Consider the following 26,318-nt stretch of genomic DNA (forward strand, 5'->3'; position numbering starts at 1 on the left):
CGGCAGGGCAGAGGGGGGTAACGCCTGATGCGCCTTGTCCTCGTAAAGGCTCAAGCCGGCTCGGCAGTCATCACGAGGCTGGCGTTCTGGCCGCCGAAGCCGAAGGAGTTCGACAGCACCGCAGTCACCTGCTGGCTGCGCTTCACGTTCGGCACCACATCGAGCACGATCGCCGGATCGGGGTTCTGGTAGTTGATCGTTGGCGGCAGCGTGCCGGTCAGCATCGTCTGGATCGAGAACACCGCCTCGACCGCACCCGCCGCCGTCAGCGTGTGACCGATCATCGACTTGTTGGACGAGACCGGGATCGACGGCAGGCGATCGCCGAAGACGTTCGACATCGACAGGTATTCCATCTTGTCGTTCTCGGGCGTCGAGGTGCCGTGGGCATTGATGTAGCCGATGCCGTTTTCGTCGATGCCGGCGTCGGCAAGGGCCGCGCGGATCGTCGCGATAGCCGGGCCACCATCCGGCGAGGAGCGCGTGCGGTGGAAGAGGTCGGCCTTCTCGCCGCAGCCCTTCAGGATGCCGTAGACGCGGGCGCCGCGGGCGACCGCTGCTTCCAGAGATTCGAGCACGAGGGTCGCTGCACCTTCGGCGATGACGAAGCCGTCACGGTCCTTGGTGAAGGGCTTCGACGCCTTTTCCGGCGGATCGTTCTGGGTGGAAAGCGCCGAAAGCAGCGCGAAGCGGATCAGTGCCTCGGCGCTGACCGAGCCATCGGTCGCGACCGTCAGCGCACGATCGGTGCGGCCCTGACGGATCGCCTCGACGCCAAGCTGGATCGCGGTGGCTCCCGAGGCACAGGCGGTCGACAGCGTGACCGGCAGGCCGCGCGTGCCGAAGCGATCGGCAAGGCGTTCCGAGATCGAGCCGAAGAGCACGGCCTCATGGAACACCGGATCGGCCTTTTGGCGCATGGCGGCGAGGAAACGGTTATAGGCGTCGCCCGGACGCTCCGACGGCGGCGAACGGTCGGCAAGCTCGAAGCGCGCGCTCCATTCCGGCTCGACCGGCGGGGCGGCCAGGAACAGCGGGCCGTTGAAGTCGCCGGAAATGCCGGCCTGCGCCAGCGCTTCCAGCGTGGTTTCACGCGCCATGGCATAGGAGCGCTCGACGGCATTGTTCGCGGGGATGTCGATGAAGTCGACCGTGCCGGAAATGCGGGTGTTCAGGCCCTCCGTCGGGAAACGGGTGATCTTGTGGATGCCCGAGACGCCGCCCGAAAGTGCTGCCCAGTTGTCTTCGACACCCTGGCCGAGCGAGGTGATGACGCCCATGCCGGTAATGGCGATGATCGGGCGGCCGAGATGATCCTTGTAAGCGTTGCTCATGGTCCGCTCCTGTTATTCCGCCGAAAGGACGGCGACGCCTTCGCCGCGCGAATGGCCGATGGTGGTGACCACGGCGCTCTTCGCCGCTGCCGTCATCGGCTTCTCGGCGCCGGCATCGAAGGCGGGCACCTTGGCACCCTCGCCCAGCGACAATGCCGCGAGCGCCAGGCCGAGCGGGAACTGCGCCTCGATGCTGTGGCCGACGAGGCCGCCATAGGCACGCACCGGCGCCCCGGCCAGATTCGCCTCGAGAAACGCCTTCTCGCATGCCACGAGATCATGGAAACCGGAGGTACCGGAGAATACGACGGTCGAAGCCGGGTCAAGTTTCTCGGCGGGCTTGGCGAGATCGGCAAGGCGGGCTTCGAGCTTGCCGCTTTCACGCGAGCCGCGGTCGCCGCCGATCGCATCGATGGTGGCATAGATGCGGGCGCCGCGGGCTTCGGCATATTCACGCGATTCCAGCACCAGGAAGGCGCCGACCGAACCGAGGATCATGCCGCCGCCGTTTTCGGCCTTGCGTGACCAGATCGGGTGCCAGTCGCCGAGCGCGTGGCCCTGGATGGCTTCGATCAGGAGAATGATGTCGAGACGTTCGGCCGAGAACGCGCCGCCGACGAGCGTATGGCTCGACTGGCCGGCCTTGATACGTGCAAAGGCGGTTTCGATCGCCGAGATGCCGGCCGCTTCCTCGCCCATGAAGGTGCGCGACGAACCAGTGACCTTGTGCACGATCGAGATGTTGCCGGCGAGCAGGTTCGAAAGCTGCGCGAGGAACAGCGTCGGGCGCAGTTCGGTGGTCAGCTTTTCGTTGAGGAGCTGTTCGCGATCGTTGCGCTTCAGCGCTTCGTCGACGATCAGCGAGTCCACGTTGATGTCGCGCTCGCCGCCACCGGCAGCGACGATCATGTCCATGCTGCCGCAGGCTTCGAGATTGTCCTTGAGACCGGCATCATCGAGCGCCAGGCCGGCGGCGAAGACGCCGAGGCGCTGCCAGTTTTCCATCTGGCGCTGGTCGCCACGCTTGGCGATCTGCTGCGACCAGTCGATTTCCGGCAGCGGATGCACCGGATAGGGGCTGAACTTCTCGGTCTCGACGCGCACCGCCGGCGAAGCGTCGGCGCTCAAAAGGGCCAGATGCGGTTCGACGCCGACGCCCTGGCTGGTGACGATGCCGACGCCGGTAATGACAACGTCGTTTGCGGATTTGGTCATCTTACTTCTCCGAACCGGCTGTCGCCGAAAGAGCCGCCATCAGGCCCAGTTCCTCGGCCCGCTTGCGAACGATATCGCCGAGCGGAACCTGATCGAACGGCATCGTCCTCAGTTTGAGCTGAGCGTCGCAGACCTTCTTGCCGGCCGAGGTGATCTTCGCCTTGGTAACGGCAAAGCCCGAACCCTCATGCTCGAGGAAGGCCTCGATCTCGAGTTCGGCCGAGGGCTCGACGAAGGTGCGCATCTTGGCGCCGTCGACCGACATCAGGAAGGGCATGGCGGCAAAATTGGTGGCGGCGAGCACCAGGAAACCGGAGGCCTGCGCCATGGTCTCGATCAGGAGCACGCCCGGCACCAGCGGGTAACCTGGAAAATGGCCTTCGAACACCGGGCTCTTCTCGGGAACGACGGACCGCGCCGTCAGCCGGCCAGCCGAAAGATCGACCGTTTCGACACGATCGATCATCTGGAAGTATTCAAGGAGCATGGAGGCTCACCCTGTTCGTTTCGGGCTCAAGTAAAAACGCCAATGCCGCCTGTCAAGCGCGGGGCGCGACGGGCGGCATTGGAATTGGTGCGGCAAGGCTTGGGCGAAAGCCCGATCAGCCCTTGGCAGCCCGCAGTTCGTCGATCTTGGCGCAGAGGTTCTTCAGAACGAAATACTCTTCGGTCGAGACCTTGCCTTCGTTGACTTCCTGCGTCCACTGCTCGAGCGGGATCTTGATGCCGAATTCCTTGTCGATCGCGAAGACGATGTCGAGGAAGTCCAGGCTGTCGATGCCGAGATCGTCGATCGTGTGGCTTTCCGGCGTGATCGTCTCGCGATCGATCTCGCTCGTCTCCGCAATGATGTCGGCAACCTTGTCGAATGTAGCTGTCACGCGCATACCTCTAGTAACTTAAGTCGAGTCTCGGCGATCCTATAGGTAAATGCGCCGCAAAAGCCAATGGCCTTGATTGCAACCGTTCGCGAATTGAAAACCGGTGTTGCAGGCTTACGCCTCAAACAGCGACCGAATGCCGCCCGCGACCATTGCCGAGATAGGCGTCGAAGGCGGCCGCCACCGATCGCGCAAAGGGCCGTCCGCGTTCGGTGAGGCTGAAGACACCGTTTTCGATCATCGTTAGCCGGTCGGCGTCGCGCGCCCGGAAAAGCCGCGCCTCCTCGATCACCGCGCCGGCCAACCCCGGAAATGCCCGTTCGACCTCGTCAAAGGAGAAGGCGAAACGGCACATGATGTCGGCGATCACTTTTGCTCTCAACCGGTCGTCCGGCGTGAAGCGATAACCGCGTACCGCCGCCATGCCTGCCTGCTCCACATGGCGCAGATATTCGCCGGCAGCCGGCATGTTCTGGATATAGCCCTGACGGAACTGGCCGATCGCCGAGGCGCCGAGGCCAACAAGCGTTTCCGCCGCATCGTCCGTATAGCCCTGGAAATTGCGGCGGAGGCGCCCTTCCCGGCTGGCGCGCGCCAGGTTGTCTTCGGACTTTGCGAAATGGTCGATGCCGATCGCCTCGTAGCCGGCCGACAGCAGCATGTCGGCCGCCCGGCTCATCTGCGCGAAACGCTCGATCACGCCGGGCAGGCTCTCGTCCGGGATCATCTTCTGGTGCGTCTTCATCCACGGCACATGCGCGTAACCGAAGAGCGCGACGCGATCGGGCGCGAGCGTCAGCACTGCCTCCATCGTCCGCTCCAGTGACGAAAGGCTCTGATACGGCAGCCCATAGAGGACGTCGCAATTGACCGAGCTGACACCCCTCGCCCGCGATGCCTCGATCGCATTGCGGGTCTGCTCGTAGGTCTGGATGCGATTGATCGCCTTCTGCACCACCGGGTCGAAATCCTGGATGCCGAAGCTCGCCCGTGTCATCCCGATCGCCGCCAGCGCATCGTGACGCGCCGCGTCGAGGTCGTTCGGATCCATCTCGACGCTGACCTCGCAATCCGGCGCGAAGGTGAAGTGATCGGTGAAGATGCGCTTGAGCGCGATCATGTCCTCCGGCCGGACGAGCGTCGGCGAACCGCCGCCGAAGTGCAGCGCCGTTACCCGGGCTTCACGGTTCACCCGCCCGCCGACCGATGCAACCTCGCGATGCAGGCCCTGCAAATAGGTTGCGACGGGATCGTAGCGGAGCGTCTGCTTGGTGTGGCAGGCACAGAACCAACAGAGCCGGTCGCAATAGGGCACATGGGCATAAAGCGAAATCGCCTCACCCGGGCCGATCGCATCGAGCCAGCTTTCATAGTCCGCAGGGCCCACCGCCTCGGAAAAATGCGGGGCGGTCGGGTAGCTGGTATAGCGCGGCACCGGGCCCGCATATTTGAGGATAAGCGCGTCTTCCATCGGTCTCTCCGCTGTCATGGCGATGGCATAGGGCGGATGCGCGAAGACGCCTTTGATTTTGATCAAGTCGCCGAATTAACACGTTAAAATTGACAATGCGCAAGTCAGCATGAGACATTGTTTCGCGCTTTCGGAATTAGCACCTGTCAACTCTTGATTTAACCACCCGCATCCTCTTTGGTCATCCTGCTGCATGCTTCCTTGAAGGAAAAAACAGGCAGCACTTCAAAGTGCCACAGCGGCCTTTGCGCGTCTCATGAGACGCGCGGCGCTGTAAGAGCAACGACATGCAGGTAGAAAGAATTGCAGATCGTGAACGAACATCGCCGCAAGGATATCCATAACTCGGACATTCCGGCCGTCTGCGTGGCCTGCGAGGCGCGTCATGGCGGCGTTTGCGGAACGCTCACCCCGGATCAGTTGCTCGACCTCAGCCGCCACTCGACCCGCCGCAGCATCGAGCCCGGCCGCGAGGTCGTCGGCCAGGGCGAAACGACCGACAGCTACGCCAACATCATCAGCGGCGTCGTCAAGCTCAGCAAGGTCCTGGCCGATGGCCGCCAGCAGATCGTCGGCCTGCAGTTCGCGCCCGACTTCATGGGCCGCCCCTTCACCCGCGAAAGCGCGCTCACGGCGGAAGCCGCCGTCGACACCGATATCTGTTGCTTCCCGCGCAACGTCATCGAGCGGCTCGTTTCCGAGGCGCCGGGTCTCGAACACCGGCTGCATGAGCAGGCACTGAAGGAGCTCGACGAGGCGCGCGACTGGATGCTGACGCTCGGGCGCAAGACCGCCCAGGAGAAGGTGGCGAGCTTCCTCTATATCATCGCCACCCATATCGATCCGGAACACGGAACCGCGAAGGAATTCGACCTGCCGCTCTCCCGCGCCGACATCGCCGACTATCTGGGCCTGACAATCGAAACCGTCAGCCGGCAGATCACCAAGCTGCGCAAGGACAACGTCATCCGCATCGAAAACAGCCGCCACGTCACCGTGCCGAGCCTTGACCGGCTGATGGATGTGGCCGGCATCGATTGAGCGGCGCTCGGCGTCGCGACGCTGCTCCCCGTACTCTATTTTCTTGAGCGGGATTACCCATCAGCGAACCGGACGAAACAGCACGGGCAACGCCGAGCCGTCAGCGCGTGATGACGATACGCGTATTCGCCAACCCGTGCTGCTGCGCCAGTGCGAAGAACTCGGCGGCGTTGTTCGGATGCAGCCGTACGCAGCCGTGCGATGCCGGGCGCCCGAGCCGCTTGATGTCATAGGTGGCATGAATGGCGTAACCGCCATTGAAGAACACCGCAAAGGGCATGGGGGCGTCGTCGTATTTGCTCGAGCGATGGTAACGCGAGAGCCATTTTGCCTTCCAGCTGCCGCGCGGCGTGACATAGCCCCTGCGGGCGGTGGACACCTTCCAGCGATACATGACGATGCCGTTCTGCGTCACGGTCATGGTCTGCGAGGACAGGCTGATATCGGCAATGAGATTGGCGGCGTTCACCGGTTGAACGTAAAATTGCATCAAGGCGGCGACGAGCACGGTCAAAAGCGCATTCCGCATGCTTCGCTCTCTCCGGGAGGGCAATACTTGCCGGTGGCACCAGACATCCGAAGAGAATAACCGGCCGAGTATGAGGCAATCTTAATACATATGGAAAGCAAAGTGTTAACGCGAAACTCGTTTTCGCAGGACGGGCGCCGCCGACGCGATCAAATCAGCGCGACGGCCAGAACGACAACGGTCATCACCGTGCAGGCGCCATAGAATACGGCGATGCCGGCATCGATATCTTCGCTTCGCGCAACGGCGCGCCCCGGACCGTTGATCATCGGCTCGCTGACCTTGACGCCGCCATAGATGCGCGGGCCGGCAAGCTGCAGGTCGAGCGCGCCGGCCATCGCCGCTTCCGGCCAGCCGGAATTCGGCGAGCGGTGCAGGCCGTGGTCGCGAAGGGCCACAACAAGCGCATCCTTGGCGGCGCGCGCGCCACGGTGGATCAGCGCGCCGGCAGCGACCAGCAGGATCGAGAGCCTTGCTGCCGGCAGATTGGCGAGATCGTCGAGCCGCGCCGAGGCCCAGCCGAAGTGCAGATATTTCGACGATTTGTGGCCGATCATCGAGTCGGCCGTGTTCAGCATCTTGTAGGCGAGCAGGCCGGGCAGACCGGCGGCCGCATACCAGAAGGCCGGCGCCACGACACCGTCGGAGAAGTTCTCGGCGAGGCTTTCGATCGCCGCGCGGCAGACCGCCGGCTGGTCGAGCGTCTTCGGATCGCGGCCGACGATCATCGAAACGGCGCTCCGCCCCCCTTCGAGCCCGCCTTGCCGCAAGCCCGCGGCGACGCGGCGGACATGATCGGCCAGGCTCTTTTGCGCCAGAAAGACGGCGACCAGCACCGCCTCCAGCAGGAAACCGAGCGGGCCGAAGGTGGCGAACAGGCGGTGCAGCAGGTGGCCAAGCCAGGCGCTGACGGCGAGCAGCAGCACGATCGTGACGACGCCGCGAAACTTGCGCGCGCCATCCGCCAGATCCTCGTGGTTCAGCCTGTCATCGAAGAAGGCGATGGCCTTGCCGAAAAAGACCACGGGGTGCGGCACGCGCGCCCACAGCCAGTGCGGATCGCCGACGAGACGGTCGATCACCAGCGCCAGCGCGAGGACGAGAAGGATGGTGCTGGACATTCAGAGTTCCATCCGGGCAAGCGCATCTGCCAGCCGCCGGTCACCTGCCGCATCCGGCGCCAGACCGATTCTGAGCCAGGTCGGCGCATAGTCGAACTTGCGGGTCAGAATATGTGCCTCGCAGAGCCGCTCCTGCAGCAGAGCGGCCCTTGGGTGCTCGACCAGCACGAAAAGCCCGGTGCCGCCAATCCGCTTGAGCCCTGCCCCATCCAGCGCCGCATCGAGGCCGGCGCACCGTTCGCGAATACCGGCCGCAATCGCTGCCGTATCGCCCTGCATCAGCGCGCGGGAGATGGTCAGCGCCGGACCGGAAACGGCCCAGGGGCCAAGCCAATCACCGAATGCAGCAAGGACCGGCTCGCTGCCGACGACGAAACCAAGGCGTAAGCCGGCAAGCCCGAAGAACTTGCCGAAGGAGCGGAAGACGATGAGGTTATCCTCGCCGCGCACATGGCCGGCGACGCTCAGTTCCGGCTGCAGATCGCCGAAGGCCTCGTCGACCAGCAGCAGTCCGCCGCTCGCGCGCTGCCGCGCGGCCAGTTCCAGAAGATCGGCGGCGGCGAAGGCACGGCCGGTCGGATTGTTTGGGTTCACCACGATGACCAGGCCATGCGCGGCGCTCACGGCATCGGCATTGTCGACGCGATCGACGGCAAAGCCGGCCGCCGACAGCACGCGGGCATATTCGCCATAGGTCGGCCCGAAGATCGCGACGCGGCTGCTTGCCGGCGTCTTCCCGTTTTCATGCATGAGACGCGGCAAAAGCTGGATCACCGATTGCGTGCCGGGCACGGGCAACGGCAGCACGCCATGGGTGCGGTAGTATTCCTGGGCTGCCAGCCGCGCCGCATCGACCGTCTGCCGGTCGGGCAGCCGATGCCAGGCGCGCTCGGGTACCTCGGGTAAAGCAACCGGGCATGGGTTGATGCCGGTCGAAAGATCGAGCCAGTCCTCGAACCGGCCGCCAAAGCGGGCTGCGGCTTCGGTGATGCCGCCGCCGTGAACGATCGGTGCGCTCGTTCCGACGCTCATGGCGCACCTGTCATGTCGATGAGGTGCATGAAGGATCCGGCGACGTTGCCGCGTTTCAGCCCGGCATGGCCGAGATCGTCGCCGGCCGCGTCGCTGACCGCAAACAGCCGGTCGGCAGCCCCTTCGGCGACGATCGTCGCATAGTGGAATTCGTGCGCCGTCATGGGTCCATCGAAGAAGGCGTTGTCGACGGGCACGACCCGGCGATAGCCGAGGTGCCGCCTGCGCTCGGCGAAACTGGTGGTCAGCGGCAGCAGGCCGAGCATGTCGTAGCGTGCACCATCGGCGGCGACAAGCCCTTCGCCGAGCACCATATAGCCACCGCATTCGCCGAAGATCCGGGCGCCCCGTCCGGCAGCCGAATGCATGCCGGAACGGAAGGTTGAAGCCGTACTTAAGCGCCCCGCATGCAGCTCCGGATAGCCGCCCGGCAGGTAGACGGCGTCGGCGGCCGGAGCCGGCGCCTCGTCGGCCAAAGGCGAGAAGAACGAGATTTCGGCGCCGGCGCTCCGCCAGTCGAACAGCAGATGCTCGTAGCAGAAGGCAAAGGCGATATCGCGCGCCACGGCGATGCGTTGACCGAGAGGGCGCAGCCGCTCGATATTCGCGGCCGGTCCGCGTGGAGAGACCGCCGCAGCGCGGCTGATGGCATCGAGGTCGCATGCCGCCTCGACCCGCGCTGCGGCAGCCTCGATGAAGCCTTCGAGCGCTCCATGCTCGCCCGCCTGCACGAGGCCCAGATGACGCTCCGGCAGTTGAAGTGCACTGTCCTGCCGCAACACGCCGAACACCGGCATGCGCACCCGCTCCAGCGCATCGCAGAGCATCTTCTCGTGCCGATCGCTGCCGACCTTGTTGAGGATGACGCCAACCACCCGGATATCGCTGCGGTGATCCGCGTAGCCGCGGACGAGTGCGGCGACCGAATGCGACATGCGGGCGCAATCGACAACGAGAATGACGGCAAGATCGAGCGTTGCCGCGAGATCCGCAGGCGTTCCCGAACCGTCAGCGGCACCGTCATGCAGCCCCATCATCGCCTCGACGATCAGCATGCGGCCGCCCGCGGCGGCCTGTGAGGCATTGGCAAGCAGCAGTTCCGGGCGCATCGCCCAGGGATCGTAGTTGAAACAGGGCTCGCCCGTTGCCGCCGCATGGAAGGCGGGATCGATGTAATCGGGCCCGGCCTTGCCTGGCGCAATTGCCACACCGCGCTTCTTCAGCGCGCGCATCAGCCCAAGCGTCACCGTCGTCTTGCCCGAGCCCGACGAAGGTGCTGCAATCAGCAGCCCGCTCATGCCGGGTTCCTGCGCATGCGATTGGCGAAGGGATCGGCGGCAAGCTCGCGCCCGTCGAGCGCGCCGATCCAGTCGAGTGCCGCCCGAAGCCGCACCACCTCGCCGACGACGACGATTGCCGGCGGCTCCAGCCCGGCAGCCTCGACATCGGCCTCAGCGCGCGAAAGCGTCGTTTCAAGCACCGCCTGTTCCGGCGTTGCGGCGTTGCAGACGAAGGCGACCGGCTCGTCCGGCGAGCGCCCACCGGCAATGAGGTTGGCGGTGATCGCGCCGATATGTTTCATCGCCATGTACATGACGATGACGGGTGAGCCGCTGGCAATCCCCTGCCAGTTGATGCGATCCGGCACCAGGCCGGAGGAATCGTGGCCGGTGAGGAAGGTGACCGCGTGATTGACTTCGCGGTGGGTGACGGGAATGCCGGCATAGGCAAGCCCGCCGATGCCCGCGGTAATGCCGGGCACGATGCGGAACGGGATCCGATGTTCGACGAGCGTCAGCGCCTCCTCGCCGCCACGGCCGAAGACGAAGGGGTCGCCGCCTTTCAGGCGCAGCACCCGGTTGCCGGCACGCGCGAGTTCGACCAGGCGCAGCGAGATATCGCGCTGTTTCGGCGACGGTTTGCCGCCGCGTTTGCCCGCGAACTCGAACACGGCACCCGGCCGCGCGAGCTTGAGGCAATCCTCGTTGACCAGCGCATCATGCACGATCACGTCCGCCTGGCGCAGCGCATTGGCCGCATGCAAGGTCAAGAGACCGGGATCGCCCGGGCCGGCACCGACGAGCCAGACCGAACCTTTCTCGAGCGCCGGCAATCCGGCAAAGAGGTCGTCGATCATTCGTGCTGCCCACCCTGTATACCGGCACCGCCTGCCGGTGCCCCTAACTCGATCTGCGAAGAACCGGATTCCATTTTAGAGAAAACCCGGACAAAAGATTGATTCAATTCAACAACATAAGCGCCCATCAGACGACCTCGGCCGCAGCCGGCACGCGCGCCGCCCCGTCTCCCCGTGGGCCGGCAAGCGCCGCCGTCGCATGCGCGGAGACGATCTTCGGCACGATCAGCACGGCCTCTTCCCCGGCGCCGACGAGGGCGGCACCCTCGGCAACGCCATGACAGCCCGTATGGGCAAAGACGATCTCGGAGGGGTTGGCGAGCCGATGAACCTCGGCTTCCAGGGTGGCCGCATCGTAAAATGCCGCCGGAACGGAAAAATGTTTCGCCGCCGCCAGGATCGCCGGTTCCTCGGCGCGGGCGTCGAGCGAGGTGACCAGCCGGAGATCCGCAGGCGCCGCACCGGCGGCAGCCAAGGCGCGCTCGGCAAGCGCGATCACTTCCTCGGCCGGCGTTCGCCGCTCGCAGCCGAGCCCGAGCACCAGCCCGGCCTCTTCTTTCGTCGTCTCGGCCAGCGCGTTATCTTCACGCGATTCCGGACGCAAAACCGCTGCGCACTTTTGCTGGAATTGCTTTGGTCCGCTAACCGATGCCATCGGTGGCCGGCTCCCTTCGTCGGTTCTCCTTAACGAAGCGCCGGCTGGAACAGACTGTTCCGGGCCGATCTGGACAGCACCGGCTGAAGGCCCCCTGCCTGGGTCGGCCGCACCGGACGCTCTTTCAGTCCGCCAAGCGGACGCCGTCGCATATCCGTCATTTTTACCGAAGCACGTGAGGCCGGTCAAACCGGATTGCGCCATCGTCATGTCGCGATTGGCGAAGACGGCTACCTACACACTCTATCGCGATGACAGCCTCTTCCGGCCGTCGCTCTATCGCCGCGCCTCCATCCGAAAACACAGCGACTCAGAACAAGGTTTTGAATCCTTGGCGTTTTGCTCTTTTGCGAGCTGCACCCGCGGCGGCACCGCAACAGAAGGCTTTGCAAAACGCGCCCGGCTCTGACACAAGGCGGAAAAGCCTCTCATGACCGGCCCCTCCTGAGTCCCTCCCGTGCAAGATCTCGCCTTCCACCTGCTCGCCTTCCTGTTCGCTGCCGCCTTCATTGCCGGTTTTATCGATTCGATCGCCGGCGGCGGTGGCATGATCACCATTCCCGCCATGCTGATCGCCGGCATTCCGCCGCTGCAGACACTCGGCACCAACAAGCTGCAGGCGCTGTTCGGCTCCGGCTCGGCAAGCCTTTCCTATGCGCGGCGCGGACATGTGGACCTCAGGGAGCAATTGCCGATGGCGCTGATGTCGGCGGCGGGCTCAGTGCTTGGCGCGCTGCTCGCGACCGTCGTTCCGGGTGACGTGCTGAAGGCGGTGCTGCCCTTCCTGCTCATCGCCATCGCGATCTACTTCGGCCTGAAGCCGAACATGGGCGATGTTGACCAGCACCGGCGCGTCACGCCCTTCGTGTTCACGCTGACGCTGGTACCGCTGATCGGCTTCTATGACGGCGTCTTCGGCCCTGGCACCGGCTCCTTCTTCATGCTCGGCTTCGTGACGCTCGCCGGTTTCGGCGTCTTGAAGGCGACCGCGCACACGAAGTTCCTGAACTTCGGCTCCAACATCGGCGCCTTCGGCGTCTTCCTTTTCTTCGGCGCCATCCTCTGGAAGGTCGGCCTGATGATGGGATTCGGCCAGTTCCTCGGCGCCCAGGTCGGCTCGCGCTATGCCATGGCCAAGGGCGCCAAGATCATCAAGCCGCTGCTCGTCATCGTTTCGATCGCGCTTGCCGTCCGCTTGCTGGCAGATCCGTCGCATCCCCTCAGGATCTGGCTGGGGCTTTGAGGTCAGGCGCGCGTTCCCGGCTCGCAGAGACCGCAACGAGATGCCGCGGCTTCAGCGAACGTCACTCACTTGACTGTCAGGCCAACATCGGGCGCGCCTGTGGTTGACCAGCATGAGCATTCTTCGCCTGCCGGCCCCGCGCCGTAGCCACATATCTGTTTGGGGGTCTTGCATTGCCGAGGGCTGCGCGCTTCAGCACGCGCCTTTGCCTCGGCTTCGGCCGCGGCCCGTTGCTTTCGGCTCAGCTTTGGCGTCGGAGCCGCCTTTGCTTTCTCCGCCTTCTCGACGACGGATGCGCCGGTCCTGGTCGTTTGGGATGAGCCAGTTTCACTGCATGATGTGATTAGCAAAAGCGATGCGACGGCAAACGCAACTCTAGCAACGGTCTTCAAGCTTCACCCGCGATCTAAACCATGTGGAGCATCTATATGCATGCTTCCAGAAGTCCCTTCAAGGGCCGATCACGCCGCCGGATAACAGGCGCATTCCGCCTCGTTCCGGCACGAGAACGCGCGCCTTCTCAAGAAGCCTTTCATCGCCATCCCCAATGCCTCCAGCAGGCGCTTCATCTCGATGCCGAATACTCTCGAGAAGATCGGATCGCAGGCTCTGATCGATAGCGCATTGGCGATCAGGTCGGCATGGTGACCGCGCTGATCGGCACGGTGGTGGCAAGTTCAAAACACTGCCAAAAGCAGCGCACCGGCGGCAATGAAAACGACGCCCAACCAGTTCATAAGGTTGAGCTTCTCGCCGAGGAAGAGCACGCCGAAGATCGCGACCATGACGATCGAGAGCTTGTCGATCGGTGCCACGCGCGCGGCATCGCCGAGCTTCAGCGCGCGGAAATAGGCAAGCCAGGAGGCGCCGGTGGCCAGGCCCGACAGCGCCAGGAACAGCCAGGTGCGACCGGGGATTTCCGAGGGCCTCTGCCACTGACCGGTGGCCGCGACGATGCCGGCGAGCACCAAAAGAATGACGACGGTGCGGATCAGCGTCGCGAAATCGGAATTGATCTGCGCGACGCCGACCTTGGCGAAAATCGCCGTCAGGGCAGCAAAGGCCGCCGAAAGCAGCGCCCAGAACTGCCAGCTCTGGCTCATCAGAATTCGACGCCCTGCTGCGCCTTGATGCCGGAGCGGAAGGGATGCTTGATCAGCTCCATCTCGGTCACCAGATCGGCGATCTCGATCAGATCTTCCTTGGCGTTACGACCGGTCAGGACCACATGGGTCATGTACGGCTTTTCCTCCTTCAGGAAGCGCACGACCTCGGCGACGTCGATATAATCATAGCGCAGCGCGATATTGATCTCGTCGAGCAGCACCATTGAGTTGCGCTCGTCGCGGATCAGTTCCTTCGCCTTTTCCCAGGCTTTCTCGGCCATCGCCACATCGCGGGCGCGGTCCTGCGTTTCCCAGGTGAAGCCCTCGCCGAGCGTGTAGAACTGGCAGATATCGCCGAAATGCTTCTCGATCAGCTCGCGCTCACCGGTCACCATGGCCCCCTTGATGAACTGCACGACGGCGCAGGGCATGCCGTGGGCGATATGGCGGAAGATCATGCCGAAGCCGGCGGTCGACTTGCCCTTGCCCTTGCCGGTGTTGACGATGATCAGGCCCTTCTCGTCCGTCTTCGTCGCCATGATCTTTTCGCGCGCCGCCTTCTTCTTCGCCATTTTCATGGCGTGGCGGGCATCATCCTTCTCGGCCGGGGCTTCGCCGCTTGCTGTCGTCTCGTCGCTCATGATCACTCCCTCATCAAATCAGCGGGATGCCGGCGGAAAACCGCATACGCTTTTCCTCATCCCGTCTCCGTTCAGTTCCGCCTTGCACTGAACAGCGAAACGGAACCAGGTCTTTGCTTCCAAGCAATTCCGGACGGAAAACCGTCAGCCCGGAACCGCCCTATTCGTTGCCGGCGCGAAGCCGGGTTGCGGTACTGCCGATGGCGCCCAGTTCAAAGCGCGCCGAGTTCGAGCGCGGGGTCCAGAGATTGCGGTCGATCGCTTCTAGGAAACGTTCGGCAAGCTCGGCAAAGGCGGCCGGGTTCTTGTCGCGCAGGAAGTCCGCCACGCGCTCGTCGACGATGAAGGCCTGGTAGGCGGCCTCGAAATGATGGTCGCGCACCGCCCCCGTGGTCGCGGCGAAGGCGAACATGTAGTCGACCGTCGCGGCAATCTCGAACGCGCCCTTGTAGCCGTGGCGCATGACGCCATCGATCCACTTGGGATTGACGACGCGCGCCCGGACCACGCGGCCGATCTCCTCCTCCAGCGAACGGATGACCGGCTTTTCCGGCCGCGAATGGTCGTTGTGGTAGATCACCGGCCGAGCGCCGCTTAAGTGTTCGGCAGCAGCGCTCATGCCGCCTTCGAACTGGTAGTAATCGTCGCTGTCGAGCAAGTCGTGCTCGCGGTTGTCCTGGTTCTGCACCACCGCCTCGATCGTACGCAGGCGTTCCTCGAAAAGATCGCGCTCGTCCTTGCCCTCCTCGCCGGCGCCATAGGCATAGGCGCCCCACGTGAGATAGGCCTCGGCGAGATCGGCTTTGGTTTCCCAGCCCTTCTCGTCGATCAGCGCCTGCAGGCCGGCGCCATAGGCCCCGGGCTTGGCGCCGAAGACGCGGTAGGAGGCGCGACGGGCCGCCTCCGTGGCGTCCAGGCCCTCCGCCTCCAGCCGCCGGGCCTCCGCCCGCATGCGCGCTGCGATCATGTTGTCGGCATCATCCTCTTCCAGCGCGCCGACGGCGCGGATCGCCTTGTCGAAGAGCGCGATCTGGTCGGGGAAGGCATCGCGGAAGAAACCGGAAATGCGCAGCGTCACGTCGACGCGCGGCCGCCCGAGCACGGCGAGCGGCACGATCTCGTAGCCCATCACCCGGCGCGAGACCATGTCCCAGGTGGGCTTGGCGCCGATCAGCGCGAGCGCCTGGGCGATATCGTCGCCGCCGGTGCGCATGTTCGCTGTGCCCCAGGCGGTGAGACCAAAGGAGGACGGCCATTCGCCATGATCCTGCAGATAGCGGCGGATCAGGAGCTCGGCCGATTTCTTGCCGAGCTCATAGGCCGCCGGCGTCGGCACGGCGCGGCTGTCGACGGAGTAGAAATTGCGCCCCGTCGGCAGCACGTCCGGGCGGCCGCGGGTCGGCGCGCCGGAGGGACCGGGCGCGACGAAGCGGCCATCGAGGCCGGTGAGGAAGCCCACCATTTCGGCGGAGCCGGAGCCGGAGATCGAGGGCTTGAGGCGGGTGTCGATTTCATCGAGCACGGCGCGGGTGCTGGCCCAGCTTTCCGGGCAGGTCTGTTCGCCCGCAACGAGATCTGCGGCCAGCAACTCGATCCGCTCGACCGTATCGCCGGCGGTGCGCCAGGGGGCGTCGGACAGATCGGCGAGGATCGATGGCTTCGGGCCGGTCCATGGGTCCGACATGACGCAGTCGAGCGGGTCGAAGGCGAGCCCCGCATCCGCGGCGATCGCCCGCTGCAGGCTCTGGTCGCCGCCCTCGCCGAGGCCGCGCGGAACGCGCGCCAGCGCCACGGTCAAATCCGTCAGCAGCCGGCCCTCCGGCGCCACGCCGAAGACGTGCAGGCCGTCGCGGATCTGCATTTCCTTGAGGTCGCAGAGATAGGCGTCGAGCTTTTCCAGCGCCTTGTCGTCGCTGTCGCCCTTGTCGATGCCGGCGTCGCTGTCGAGGCCGATGTCGCGTACGAGGTCGAGGATCTGGCGGCTCAAGAGCCGGAGCCGCCGCGGGTCACCGCCGGCAGCGTCGTAATACTCGTCGACGAGCGCTTCCAGGTCCTTGAGCGGCCCGTAGGATTCGGCCCGCGTCAGCGGCGGCGTCAGGTGGTCGATGATGACGGCGCTGGTGCGGCGTTTCGCCTGCGTTCCTTCGCCGGGATCGTTGACGATGAAGGGATAGATATGCGGCAGCGGCCCGAAGATCGCCTCGGGATAACAGGTCGCCGACAGCGCCAGCGCCTTGCCCGGCAGCCATTCGAGATTGCCGTGCTTGCCCATGTGCACGATCGCCTGCGCACCGAATTGCTGGCGCAGGAAGGCATAGAAAGCGAGATAGCCGTGCGGCGGCACGAGGTCCGGCGAGTGGTAGCTTTCCTTCGGATCGATGTTGTAGCCGCGCGCCGGCTGGATGCCGACGACAACCTCGCCGAAGCGGGCGAGCGGCAGGGCGAAGCCGCCGTCGAGGAAGAAGGGATCGGCCTCGGGCGCGCCCCAGCGGCCACTGACTTCATCCTGAATCCGTTTCGGAAGCGAATCGAAGAAGGCCTTGTAATCGCTTGACGAAATACGTTCGCGGATCTCACGGTCACGGCTCGCCGCATTGGTCGGGCCGGCCATCAGGTAACGCATCAGCGCGTCGCCATCATCAGGCACCTCGCCCACGGCATAACCGTCCCGCCCCATGGCGCGAAGCACCTCGACGGTACCGGCTGGGGTGTCGAGCCCGACGCCATTGCCGAGGCGGCCGTCACGGTTCGGATAGTTGGCCATGACGATGGCGATGCGGCGCTCGGCAGGCCTGGCGCGGCGAAGTTTCGCCCAGTTGACGGCGAGGCTTGCGGCAAAGCGCACACGATCTTCAAGTGGCTCATGACCGACGATATTGGCCTCGACCTTGGCGTCATAGATCGACGCCGCCTTGAAGGAGACGGCCCGCGCAAGAATGCGGCCGTCGACCTCCGGCAGCGCCACGTTCATCGCGAGATCGCGCGCCATCAGCCCCTGCGGCGACGTCTCCCATTGCGCCCGCGACGAGCCGGAGAAGATCACCTGCAGCACCGGCGCGCCGGTCGATTCCAGCACGGTCGGCTGCCGGTCGGCACCCGGCGAGGAAACGGCGAAACCGGTGGCGTTCATCACCACGTCGGGCGCCGCCTCGGCAAAGATCGCCTGCAGCGTGCCGACAGAGACGGCATCCTTGAGGCTCGACACGAAGATCGGCAGTGCGCGGACACCTTCCTGCGCCAACGCATCGATCAGTGCCTCCACCGGCCGCGTCTCGCCGCTCTGGACAAGGGCGCGGTAAAAGCAGATGGCGACCGTCGCGTTTGTGGAGGCGTTACCCTCCTCCGCCCTGCCGGGCATCTCCCCCACGGGGGGGAGATTGGCTTGGGGCGAGCGCTCGATCCAGAATTCAGATTGACTGTAGATGCAAACGCGGCAGTTACGTCGCTCGACTTGCTGCGAATGGGCAGATCGGCTTGCCCGGAACGCGCCTCACGCTCTCCGCCCGCAGCGGAACGAGCGTCCGCATCCCCACCAACTACCCGCAACCACTCCGAAACCCCGATCACGCCCCTGCCCGGCCACCAGATGCCGGCCTTGAGCAAGGGCTTCGCCGGCTGCGGCTTCTCCGCACCTGTCACCAGCGCCTCGGCATAATCGAGGAACAGGCCGGCATTGTCGGCGCCGCCCTCGGTGAAATAGGCCCAGAGTCGCTGGCGATCGTCCGCTGCAACCGTCGAGAACGGCTCAAGCCCCGGATCCGGCTTGTCGTCGCCGGGCAGCACCGCGATCTGGAAGCGGTGGGTGACGGCGGCCGCATACAAGGCTTCCAGCAGATAGCGGAAGTAACTGGCACCACCGAGCGGCCTAACGACGATAAGCTTCGCGTGACGCGCCGTGCGCTCGACATAGGTGTCGACCGACATCGGGTGCATCAGGCTCATGAGGCTGGCGATGCGCAGGCTGAGACCGCCGTCGCGGCGGCCGTGGGCGGCAGCGATCGAGGAAAGCTCGGTGTCGGCGGCCGAGAAAAACAGGATGTCGGCCGGCGTTTGCCCTAGGTCGATAGCCTCGTTGCCGTCGGCGATCGTTCCTTTCTGGGCGAGAAGCAGATGCATTCGTTTTGTCCGTTCGGGCAATCCCGAACGAAACGCCGAAAGCGACTTCCGTCCGGAATTGCATCATTTCAATACGTTAGATCATTTCACTCAAGGAATGATCTAGACGAGCCCGGTGATCGCAGCGCGCACCGCCGCTTCATCCATGTCGTGCAGGCCGATGACGACGAGGCGCGTGCCGCGCTTTTCGCCGGCCGCCCAGACGCGGTCGTAATACTGATCGATGCGTGCGCCGACCGCCTGGATCAGCAGGCGCATCGGCTTGCCGGGCACGTCGGCAAAGCCCTTGAGGCGCAGAACGTCGTGTTCGGCGATCACGCCTTTCAGGCGGTCGATGAAGGCAGCCGGATCAGCGACCGAACCAAGCTCGACGACGAAGCTGTCGAACTCGTCATGGTCGTGCTCCTCGCCCGCCTCGTGCTCCATTTCGTGGTGCGACTTGCGGTTGGCGATCTCGCCTTCCGTGCCGACACCGAGGCCGAGCAGGATGGCGGCGGCGACTTCGCCGTTCTTCGCCTCAATCATCGTCGGCTTGCGGCTGATGCGGGAGGCCACTTCCTCGCGCACCGACCTGATGCCGGAGGCGTCGATCAGGTCGGTCTTGTTGAGGACGATGAGGTCGGCGGCGGTCAACTGGTCCTCGAAGAGCTCCTCGATCGGGCTTTCGTGATCGAGATTGTCGTCCTCGACGCGCAGCGCATCCACCTTGTCGTGATCGTCGGCAAAGCGGCCGGCGGCAACGGCGGCGCTATCGACCACCGTGACGACGCCATCGACGGTCACTTCGCTGCGGATATCCGGCCAGTTGAAGGCGGCGACCAGCGGCTGCGGCAAGGCGAGACCCGAGGTTTCGATGATGATATGGTCCGGGCGCCTCTCGCGCTCGAGCAGCTTGGTCATGGTCGGAATGAAATCGTCGGCGACGGTGCAGCAGATGCAGCCATTGGTAAGCTCGATGATATCGTCCTCGGTGCAGGCCTCCGCACCGCAGCCCTTCAAGACGTCGCCGTCGACGCCGAGATCGCCGAACTCGTTGATGATCAGCGCGATGCGCTTGCCATCGGCGTTCTGCAATAGGTTGCGGATCATCGTCGTCTTGCCGGCGCCGAGGAAGCCGGTGATGACGGTCGCCGGGATCTTGCCGTGGCTGGCCTTCGCAGTGGTCATTTATCAACCCTTCATTTTCAGCGGCAAACCGGCCGCGACAAAGTAAACTTCAGCGGATTTCTCCGCAACGATCTGGTGAAGACGGCCGGCATGGTCGCGAAAATCGCGGGCCATGCGGTTCTCGGGCACGATGCCGAGGCCGACCTCGTTGGAAACGAAGACGAGACGCGCTTGCGCCTCTGGCAGGTAGGCGGCAAGGGCGGCGAACTCCGCTGCCATGTCGCGCTCTTCGAGCATGAGGTTGGTGACCCAGAGCGTCAGGCAATCGATCAGCACGACATGATTGCGATCATCGATGCGGTTGAGGATGCCGACGAGGTCGAGCGGCTCCTCATGCGTCGTCCAGCCATCGCCGCGGCGGGCCTTGTGGTGGTCGATCCGCTCGCGCATTTCGTCGTCCCAGGCGCGGCCGGTCGCGACATAATGTTTTGTGAGCCCGGACGCTTCGACGAGCTTCTCGGAAAAGCTGGATTTTCCGGAACGGGCGCCACCGAGGACCAGAACGGGTCCGGCGCTGGAGATGCTCATCGCCGCCGCCTCAACACGCCGCGGTCAGCGGCAGCTGGCAACAATCGTTCGGCGCGCCGGCGGCGCGGTCGGGAAAATATCTGTGAGCCAAAACAACCTCCGTGATGGCGTTGGAGACCGCGGGTCTCCTCGGGCGGAATGCCCATGCCGGATGGCAGGTCTCCTGGCTCACGGCGTCACGGCTTCCCGCATCGCCTCGCCCGTAAGGGCGAGGTTCCGATGTCAGGACCCGAGCGGCCCGCCTCACCTTCCCGGCGCTTTCCGGTGCCACAGCGAACCTTTGCACGTCGTCTCCGACGCGAGGGCGCTGTGGGCGGTCTCGTGAAAGGCGGACGATTCGTAGAAGAAGAGGCGTCCAACCCGGCTGATCACGATGCCACGCCAGTGGCTTTTCCGGCTCGTTTCCGAATTGCCGCGATTGCCCCATGCAATCGCACGGCAAGCCTAAGCTCCGAGCCCGATGGCGAACCCTGACCGTTCTACAGTCGCGGGGTCGGCTGCGATAAGGATGCCCGATTTGGGTCCATCCGTCACATTCCCAATTATTCCCCCGCATCGCCACGACGAGGGGGAACCATCCAACACCTGATGATTAGGAAGCGGCCGGGGCAAAGTCAATCGACGCTTGCGACACCTCCCCGGCCTCGTTGCGCCGCGCGACGATTTGTCGGCACGGAATGGGCGGGCCGGAGTACGCCCTAAAGGATAGCGCATCCGCCTGAGCTTTCACCCGGTACGTCTTTTCGCTCTCATCTTGCGCCAAAGCACTATCAGAATGTGCCAATATGCCATCAAGCTCTGGCGCGTCCGTATTCCCATGTGCAGAAAAGAGGGGAATAATGAACTCAAAATTGCAGGCGACCATGTCAAACCGCCTTTATCCCGTGGCCAGATCCATCACCCAGGTGGCCAAGCTGCTGAAAATCTCCGCCGAACAGGCGTTGCGCCGGGCCGGGCTGCCGCGTGATATTCTTCGCAACGAGGGCAAGGGCCTGACGCCCGCCCAGGTGTTCGCCCTGTGGCGCGCCATCGAAGCCGAGGCTGACCGGCCCGATCTGCCGCTCTATCTGAGCAAGCTCTTTGCCCACGCACCGTTCACACCGGCAATGTTCTCTTTCTCGTGTTCGCCGGACGTGCGCATCGGGTTCCAGCGCCTGTCGGTGTTCAAACCGCTGATGGGGCCGATGAAGCTGGAGGTCTCCGAGGATGACAGCGGCCTGCATATCGAGATCGGTTCGGTGGACCCGGCTGTTCCGGCCCCGCCGCAACTGGTCTGGTTCGAGGCCCTCTACCTCCTGGAATCCGCCCGCTGTTACACCGCGGAATTTATCCAGCCATCGCACGTCCAACTGCCCGAGTTGACCAATCTGGGCGAGGACGTGTTGGAATTCCTGGGCTGTGAACCGGACCTTGGCGGCGGAGCGCGCCTCTCCTTGCGCAAGGAAGATGCCGATCTGCCGCTGATCACCGAAAACGAGGAATCCTGGCCCGAGTTCGAGAAAAAGTTGCGCCGCGAGATGGAGGCACATGAAACCGACACTCCCATCGTGCTGCGCGCAAAGCGGGTTCTGCATGACATGCTGCCGTCGGGCGAGGCCAATATCGAGGCGATGTGCAGGCGGCTGGCCATGTCGAAACGCACCCTGCAACGGCAATTGAAGGAGGAAGGTGAAACCTTCCAGACGGTGCTGGCATCGACCCGCGCGGAACTGGCGATGCACTATCTCGGCGAAGACGGGCTGAACGTCGAGGAAATCTCCTATCTCCTGGCCTACCGCGAGCCGAACTCTTTCTATCGCGCCTTCCAGGGCTGGACCGGCATGACGCCGGCCGAAGCGCGGGGAATGGTGGCGCACTGAGAAGTCCGATCAGGATCAGGGAAACGGGTGCGATCCGGCTTCCGTTTTGCATATGCGCCAGGAGATAGGGATTTGGCGCGTTCCGATAGTTGATTGGCACAAAGCGATTTTGAAGAAATTCGTGCGGCAGGCCAGATTGATCTCCAACGAACAACGGGCACGACGCCCGCAAGGTTGGAGAAGATCATGGCAAACGTACAGAAAACCGCTCTCGTCACCGGCGCATCCTCGGGCATGGGCAAGGTCATCGCAAAGCAGCTGATCAAGGATGGTCTGACCGTCGTCGTCGCCGCCCGCCGGGTGGAGCAGATGGACGATCTGAAGGCGCTCGGTGCATATCCCGTCGCGCTGGATGTCGCTGACGAGGCCAGCCGGAAATCCGCGGTGACCGAGATCACTGAGACGTTCGGCGGCGTCGACGTGCTGGTCAACAATGCAGGATTCGGGCTTTATGGGTCGGTCGAAGACGTGCCTCTCGACGAGGCCCGCTATCAGTTCGACGTAAACCTGTTTGGGGCCGCCGCGCTGATCCAGGATCTGGTGCCCTACATGCGCGAGAAGCGCGCTGGCAAGATCATCAACATCACCTCGATGGGCGGCAAAATCTACACCCCGCTGGGTGCGTGGTATCACGCTTCGAAACATGCGCTGGAAGGCCTGTCGGACTGCCTTCGCCTAGAACTGCAACAGTTCGGCATCGACGTCGTGGTCGTTGAGCCCGGCATCATCCAGACCGCATTCGCCAACGTGATGGAGGGCCCGATGATGAGGTTCTCGGGCAATACCCCTTACGGCGCAATGGCGAAGAAGGTCTCCAAGGCCACCGCCGACAGCTACAAGGACGGCGGCGGCTCGTCGCCGCAGGTCATCGCGGACGTGGTTTCCAAGGCCGTGAAGGCCCGCAAACCCAAGACCCGCTATGCCGCCGGCAAATTCGCCAATATGATGATCAATACCCGCAAATGGTTTGGCGATCGTGCGTTCGACCGCATGGTCCTGTGGACCGTCCGCTGATCGGCACCAAGCGATAGAGCCCTTGGCGCGATGCGAGATTATCGCGGCTCACGCCAAGGACGACCTCTCAGCGCCCGTCACCGCCCCGAACATTGCTTTCGCAAGTCGCCAGCGCCTTTGCGCCGCCCCCAACTACCCGGCCCGCTCCAGCACGCTGAACTGGAAGGCCTGGCTCGAGTTCCACGGGGTCCTGTGCTGGTGCTCGATATGCTCGACCAGCCGGAACGACGGCCCGATCACCGCGGCGAGTGTCGCCGGGTCGTAGCGCACCACCGGCAGGCCGCTGCAGCGCTCCGGGCCGTCGGGGGCGAAGGTGGCGATGATCGCGTGCCCGCCGGGCGCCACGGCCGCCGTCAGCCGCTCGATATAGGCGGCCCTGTCCTCCGCTTCGTTCAGGAAGTGAAAGGCGGCGCGATCGTGCCAGATGTCGTAGCTTTGATCCGGTTCCCACCCGGTCACATCGGCGGCAACCCATCGCACCTCATCGGCCCGCAACCCAAGCCTTGCCTTGGCCGTCTCAAGGGCCGCCGGTGACAGGTCGAGCACGGTGATCGCCTTCATGCCCTCGTCAAGCAATGCGTCCACCAGCCGCGAGGCGCCACCACCGATATCGATCAGCGACGACGAAGCGATTGCCGTATGCCTGCGGATGAGATCGAGGGAAATCGCCGGCGTATCCTCGAACCAGCTAACCCCGGCCTCGCCTTTTGTCTGATAGGCATGATCCCAGTGCGCCCGCGTGTTTTCGTCCTGCATTGAAACACCTGCCTCTCTGCACGGCGGCTGCCGAACTCTCTTTCCTTGTCGACGACTTCAAGCCGAAGTCGATTTCAGGAGACATGCAGTAGAGCGGAAAAGCGAAAGCTGTGTGGCTTTCCGCCGCTGTGCCGCCCACCCCGGCGCTTCACTGCTCGCTCGGCACGACCGCGACAAGGCGTCCGGTTAGCGTCCAAGCAACTCGTCCAGCCAGTGCCGATCGAGCACCGCCTCCAGCTCGACCGCCACATCATCCAGCGCCGCATCGACCGATTGGCGATAGTTGCTTGTGCCGCCTTCGATGCCGAAGCTCTTCAGGAGGGCTGCGCGATAGGCGTCGCTCGAAAACAGCCCATGCAGATAGGTGCCCATCACCCGACCATCGGCCGAAAGCGCGCCGTCAGCTCGGTCGTCGAGGCGCACGGAGGGCCGGTCGCAATCCGCGCCTTGCGTCTTGCCCAGGTGGATCTCGTAGCCCTCAAGCGCCATGCCATGCTCCAGCGACCAGGCGCGGCTGTTGCGCACGGTCTTTTCCGGCGCCATCTCGGTTTCGACGTCGAGCAGCCCCAGGCCCTCGACCTCCCGCTCGCCGCCTTCGATGCCGTGCGGATCGGTCACGCGCCGGCCGAGCATCTGGTAGCCGCCGCAAATGCCGATGACCCGGCCGCCGCGGCGCACATGGCGTTCGAGATCGCGGTCCCAGCCCTGCGCCCGGAAGTCGATGAGATCGCCGATCGTCGATTTCGACCCGGGAATGACGACGAGGCCGGCGTCGCCAGGGATCGGATGGCCCGGCCGCACGAAGACGAGATCGATCTCGGGTTCGGCCGAGAGCGGATCGAGATCATCGAAATTGGCGATGCGCGACAGCACCGGCACCGCAACCTTCAATGCCCGCCCCTCGCCGCGCGCCAGTTTCTCCAGCACCACCGAATCTTCCGCCGGCAATCGTGCCGCCGCCTTGAGCCATGGTACGACGCCGAAGCAGGGCCAGCCGGTGAAGCGGTTCACGGCGGCAATGCCGTCGTCGAACAGCGTGACGTCGCCGCGGAACTTGTTGATGATATAGCCGGTGACCATGCGCCGGTCTTCCTCGGGCAAGATCGCATGCGTGCCGACGAGCGAGGCGATCACCCCGCCGCGGTCGATATCACCGACGAGCACGACCGGCACGCCGGCGCGGGTCGCAAAGCCCATATTGGCGATGTCGCCGGCCCTGAGGTTGATTTCCGCCGGCGAACCCGCGCCTTCGACCACTACGAGATCGGCGCCGGCCGAAATCTGCTCGAAGCTCTCCATCACCGCGCCAAGCAGCTTGGGTTTGAGCGCCTGATACTCCCGGCCTTTGGCCTGGCCGGCCACCCTGCCCTGGACGACGATCTGGCTGCCGACGTCGGACTGTGGCTTCAGGAGCACCGGATTCATGTGCACGGACGACGGCACGCGGGCGGCGAGCGCCTGCAGCCATTGCGCGCGGCCAATCTCGCCGCCATCGTCGGAAACGGCGGCGTTGTTCGACATGTTCTGCGGCTTGAACGGGCGGACCTTCAAGCCTTGGTTGGCAGCGAGCCGGCAGAGCCCCGCCACCAGTACCGATTTTCCGACATCCGAGCCGGTTCCCTGCAACATGATCCTGCGTGTCATGGGCCATCGGTAACACTGAAACGCTCAGCGGCAAAGGTCTGTTTCGACACGTTTTCGCCGCAATCGAGCCAAGGCGTTCACGCAATGTTTCGCGCCGTCGCAAGGCTTGTCGAAAGCGCCGCGACCGATAGCCAAAATGCGACATGGCATGGCGAGTTTGGCATTCATTTTTTTGCGGCGCACACCTATATCACCGCCAGCACAACAAGCCCCGGAGGATAGGCCTCCGGCCTCTCAAGGTTCACGTCCATGCTGTACATTTTCAGCAAGCCCAATTTCGTCCAGATCGCCTGGAACTCCAAGGTTCCGAACAGCCAATCGCGCGTGCGTAACCTCTTGGTCGACGCTCCCTTCGGCCCGCTCGGCGTCATTCGCACGTCGAACGTCGGCTGATCCCGCGACCGGGCATTCTTCGCCCCTCGGAGCTCCCCTCCCAGAGCAGCCTCGCACCGCCCCATCAGGGGCGGTTTTTTTATGGCGGCGCTGGTCTAGAAATGCGAAGGCCGCATCAACCTCGACAGAGGGATGCGGCCGCCAAAAAACACCTGGTCACTTCGGAGTAACGCACCGAAGGTTCGCTCGAAGCCCGGGACGCTCTACCTGATCCGGACCCGCGGCAGTTCCCCCGCCGCAGAAGAACAATTAGCTGGACATCGTTACCGGATGGTTATTGAGGATTTAATCAAAGATGAATTCCGGCCTTTTTTGATTTTTTTTCGCGACATGCGCGACAATCTCCGTGGCGCAATCGCGATAGGAAAAGTCAGGATCTCGACAGGCTTCCCGATCGCGCGGTGCATAGCGCCTTCTTTTGCGGCAGGAATTGTC

Annotated in this window: 23 protein-coding genes, 1 pseudogene and 1 riboswitch; of the genes and pseudogenes, 5 read left to right on the top strand and 19 right to left on the bottom strand. The window is 64.2% G+C overall.

Annotated elements, in window-relative coordinates; genetic code table 11:
- Positions 1–50: 50 nt before the first annotated feature.
- The 5 genes from AC1Z3V_RS27915 to hemN form a co-directional block, all read right to left on the bottom strand.
- Positions 51–1,334: a beta-ketoacyl-ACP synthase gene (locus AC1Z3V_RS27915; RefSeq protein ID WP_483502937.1), complete on the bottom strand. Its 1,284-nt coding sequence runs from the start codon at positions 1,332–1,334 to the stop codon at positions 51–53.
- 12 nt (positions 1,335–1,346) lie between these two features.
- Positions 1,347–2,549 (bottom strand): beta-ketoacyl-ACP synthase, encoded by a 1,203-nt coding sequence (locus AC1Z3V_RS27920; protein ID WP_483502939.1) that lies wholly within the window; start codon positions 2,547–2,549, stop codon positions 1,347–1,349.
- 1 nt (position 2,550) lies between these two features.
- On the bottom strand, positions 2,551–3,036 hold the full coding sequence (locus tag AC1Z3V_RS27925; protein WP_173516803.1) for a 3-hydroxyacyl-ACP dehydratase FabZ family protein: 486 nt from the start codon (positions 3,034–3,036) through the stop codon (positions 2,551–2,553).
- 115 nt (positions 3,037–3,151) lie between these two features.
- Positions 3,152–3,436 carry an acyl carrier protein gene (locus AC1Z3V_RS27930; RefSeq protein ID WP_089044188.1) on the bottom strand — a complete coding sequence of 95 codons (285 nt, stop codon included), beginning with the start codon at positions 3,434–3,436 and terminating at the stop codon, positions 3,152–3,154.
- A 115-nt stretch (positions 3,437–3,551) separates the two neighbouring features.
- Positions 3,552–4,901 (bottom strand): oxygen-independent coproporphyrinogen III oxidase, encoded by a 1,350-nt coding sequence (gene hemN, locus AC1Z3V_RS27935; RefSeq protein WP_483502942.1) that lies wholly within the window; start codon positions 4,899–4,901, stop codon positions 3,552–3,554.
- Between the two features lie 303 nt (positions 4,902–5,204).
- Between hemN and AC1Z3V_RS27940 the strand changes: the two genes are divergently transcribed.
- Complete coding sequence (locus tag AC1Z3V_RS27940; protein ID WP_429807580.1) at positions 5,205–5,942, top strand: Crp/Fnr family transcriptional regulator; 738 nt, start codon at positions 5,205–5,207, stop codon at positions 5,940–5,942.
- A gap of 100 nt (positions 5,943–6,042) precedes the next feature.
- Here the strand turns inward: AC1Z3V_RS27940 and AC1Z3V_RS27945 are convergent, their stop codons facing one another.
- The 6 genes from AC1Z3V_RS27945 to AC1Z3V_RS27970 form a co-directional block, all read right to left on the bottom strand.
- Entirely contained in the window at positions 6,043–6,432 is a 390-nt protein-coding gene (locus tag AC1Z3V_RS27945) for a L,D-transpeptidase (RefSeq protein ID WP_483504166.1), read from the bottom strand.
- Between the two features lie 188 nt (positions 6,433–6,620).
- Entirely contained in the window at positions 6,621–7,592 is a 972-nt protein-coding gene (gene cbiB / locus AC1Z3V_RS27950; RefSeq protein ID WP_483502945.1) for an adenosylcobinamide-phosphate synthase CbiB, read from the bottom strand.
- Entirely contained in the window at positions 7,593–8,624 is a 1,032-nt protein-coding gene (cobD, locus tag AC1Z3V_RS27955; RefSeq protein ID WP_483502947.1) for a threonine-phosphate decarboxylase CobD, read from the bottom strand.
- Positions 8,621–9,922, bottom strand: coding sequence for a cobyrinic acid a,c-diamide synthase CobB (locus AC1Z3V_RS27960; protein WP_483502949.1), 1,302 nt, complete (start codon positions 9,920–9,922; stop codon positions 8,621–8,623). Before AC1Z3V_RS27960 ends, cobD begins: the two co-directional genes overlap by 4 nt.
- Positions 9,919–10,758, bottom strand: a complete 840-nt coding sequence (gene cobA, locus AC1Z3V_RS27965) for a uroporphyrinogen-III C-methyltransferase (protein ID WP_483504167.1) — start codon at positions 10,756–10,758, stop codon at positions 9,919–9,921. Before cobA ends, AC1Z3V_RS27960 begins: the two co-directional genes overlap by 4 nt.
- A gap of 130 nt (positions 10,759–10,888) precedes the next feature.
- Complete coding sequence (locus AC1Z3V_RS27970; protein WP_483502951.1) at positions 10,889–11,416, bottom strand: cobalamin biosynthesis protein; 528 nt, start codon at positions 11,414–11,416, stop codon at positions 10,889–10,891.
- Between the two features lie 457 nt (positions 11,417–11,873).
- Here AC1Z3V_RS27970 and AC1Z3V_RS27975 point away from each other — a divergent pair, with 457 nt between their 5' ends.
- Entirely contained in the window at positions 11,874–12,659 is a 786-nt protein-coding gene (locus AC1Z3V_RS27975) for a TSUP family transporter (protein WP_429807566.1), read from the top strand.
- Between the two features lie 677 nt (positions 12,660–13,336).
- Here the strand turns inward: AC1Z3V_RS27975 and AC1Z3V_RS27980 are convergent.
- From AC1Z3V_RS27980 to cobU, 6 genes and pseudogenes are all read right to left on the bottom strand, one after another.
- On the bottom strand, positions 13,337–13,762 hold the full coding sequence (locus AC1Z3V_RS27980; protein ID WP_429807562.1) for an EamA family transporter: 426 nt from the start codon (positions 13,760–13,762) through the stop codon (positions 13,337–13,339).
- Positions 13,762–14,406 carry a cob(I)yrinic acid a,c-diamide adenosyltransferase gene (gene cobO / locus AC1Z3V_RS27985; protein WP_483502954.1) on the bottom strand — a complete coding sequence of 215 codons (645 nt, stop codon included), beginning with the start codon at positions 14,404–14,406 and terminating at the stop codon, positions 13,762–13,764. The genes AC1Z3V_RS27980 and cobO overlap by 1 nt, the downstream gene beginning before the upstream one ends.
- 160 nt (positions 14,407–14,566) lie before the next feature.
- Complete coding sequence (cobN, locus tag AC1Z3V_RS27990; protein ID WP_483504168.1) at positions 14,567–17,764, bottom strand: cobaltochelatase subunit CobN; 3,198 nt, start codon at positions 17,762–17,764, stop codon at positions 14,567–14,569.
- Between the two features lie 84 nt (positions 17,765–17,848).
- Positions 17,849–18,522, bottom strand: a pseudogene (locus tag AC1Z3V_RS27995) (cobaltochelatase subunit CobN); the annotation flags it as partial.
- 102 nt (positions 18,523–18,624) lie between these two features.
- Positions 18,625–19,689, bottom strand: a complete 1,065-nt coding sequence (gene cobW / locus AC1Z3V_RS28000) for a cobalamin biosynthesis protein CobW (RefSeq protein WP_483502956.1) — start codon at positions 19,687–19,689, stop codon at positions 18,625–18,627.
- A gap of 3 nt (positions 19,690–19,692) precedes the next feature.
- Positions 19,693–20,217 carry a bifunctional adenosylcobinamide kinase/adenosylcobinamide-phosphate guanylyltransferase gene (gene cobU / locus AC1Z3V_RS28005; protein ID WP_483502958.1) on the bottom strand — a complete coding sequence of 175 codons (525 nt, stop codon included), beginning with the start codon at positions 20,215–20,217 and terminating at the stop codon, positions 19,693–19,695.
- 445 nt (positions 20,218–20,662) lie between these two features.
- Positions 20,663–20,811: riboswitch (cobalamin riboswitch) on the bottom strand.
- A 245-nt stretch (positions 20,812–21,056) separates the two neighbouring features.
- On the opposite strand from cobU, the gene AC1Z3V_RS28010 reads away from it, so the two are divergent.
- Together AC1Z3V_RS28010 and AC1Z3V_RS28015 are read left to right on the top strand one after the other, a co-directional pair.
- Positions 21,057–22,076 carry a helix-turn-helix transcriptional regulator gene (locus AC1Z3V_RS28010; RefSeq protein WP_483502960.1) on the top strand — a complete coding sequence of 340 codons (1,020 nt, stop codon included), beginning with the start codon at positions 21,057–21,059 and terminating at the stop codon, positions 22,074–22,076.
- Between the two features lie 186 nt (positions 22,077–22,262).
- Positions 22,263–23,090 (top strand): oxidoreductase, encoded by an 828-nt coding sequence (locus tag AC1Z3V_RS28015; RefSeq protein WP_483502962.1) that lies wholly within the window; start codon positions 22,263–22,265, stop codon positions 23,088–23,090.
- Between the two features lie 132 nt (positions 23,091–23,222).
- On the opposite strand, the gene AC1Z3V_RS28020 is transcribed toward AC1Z3V_RS28015, so the two are convergent.
- Both AC1Z3V_RS28020 and AC1Z3V_RS28025 read right to left on the bottom strand, forming a co-directional pair.
- Entirely contained in the window at positions 23,223–23,846 is a 624-nt protein-coding gene (locus AC1Z3V_RS28020; protein ID WP_483502964.1) for a class I SAM-dependent methyltransferase, read from the bottom strand.
- Positions 23,847–24,032: 186 nt separating this feature from the next.
- Positions 24,033–25,490 (bottom strand): cobyric acid synthase, encoded by a 1,458-nt coding sequence (locus tag AC1Z3V_RS28025; protein WP_483502966.1) that lies wholly within the window; start codon positions 25,488–25,490, stop codon positions 24,033–24,035.
- A 249-nt stretch (positions 25,491–25,739) separates the two neighbouring features.
- Between AC1Z3V_RS28025 and AC1Z3V_RS28030 the strand changes: the two genes are divergently transcribed.
- Positions 25,740–25,883: a hypothetical protein gene (locus AC1Z3V_RS28030; RefSeq protein WP_429807542.1), complete on the top strand. Its 144-nt coding sequence runs from the start codon at positions 25,740–25,742 to the stop codon at positions 25,881–25,883.
- The last annotated feature ends 435 nt before the right edge of the window (positions 25,884–26,318 follow it).

Source organism: Ensifer sp. 38_S197, assembly GCF_056924495.1.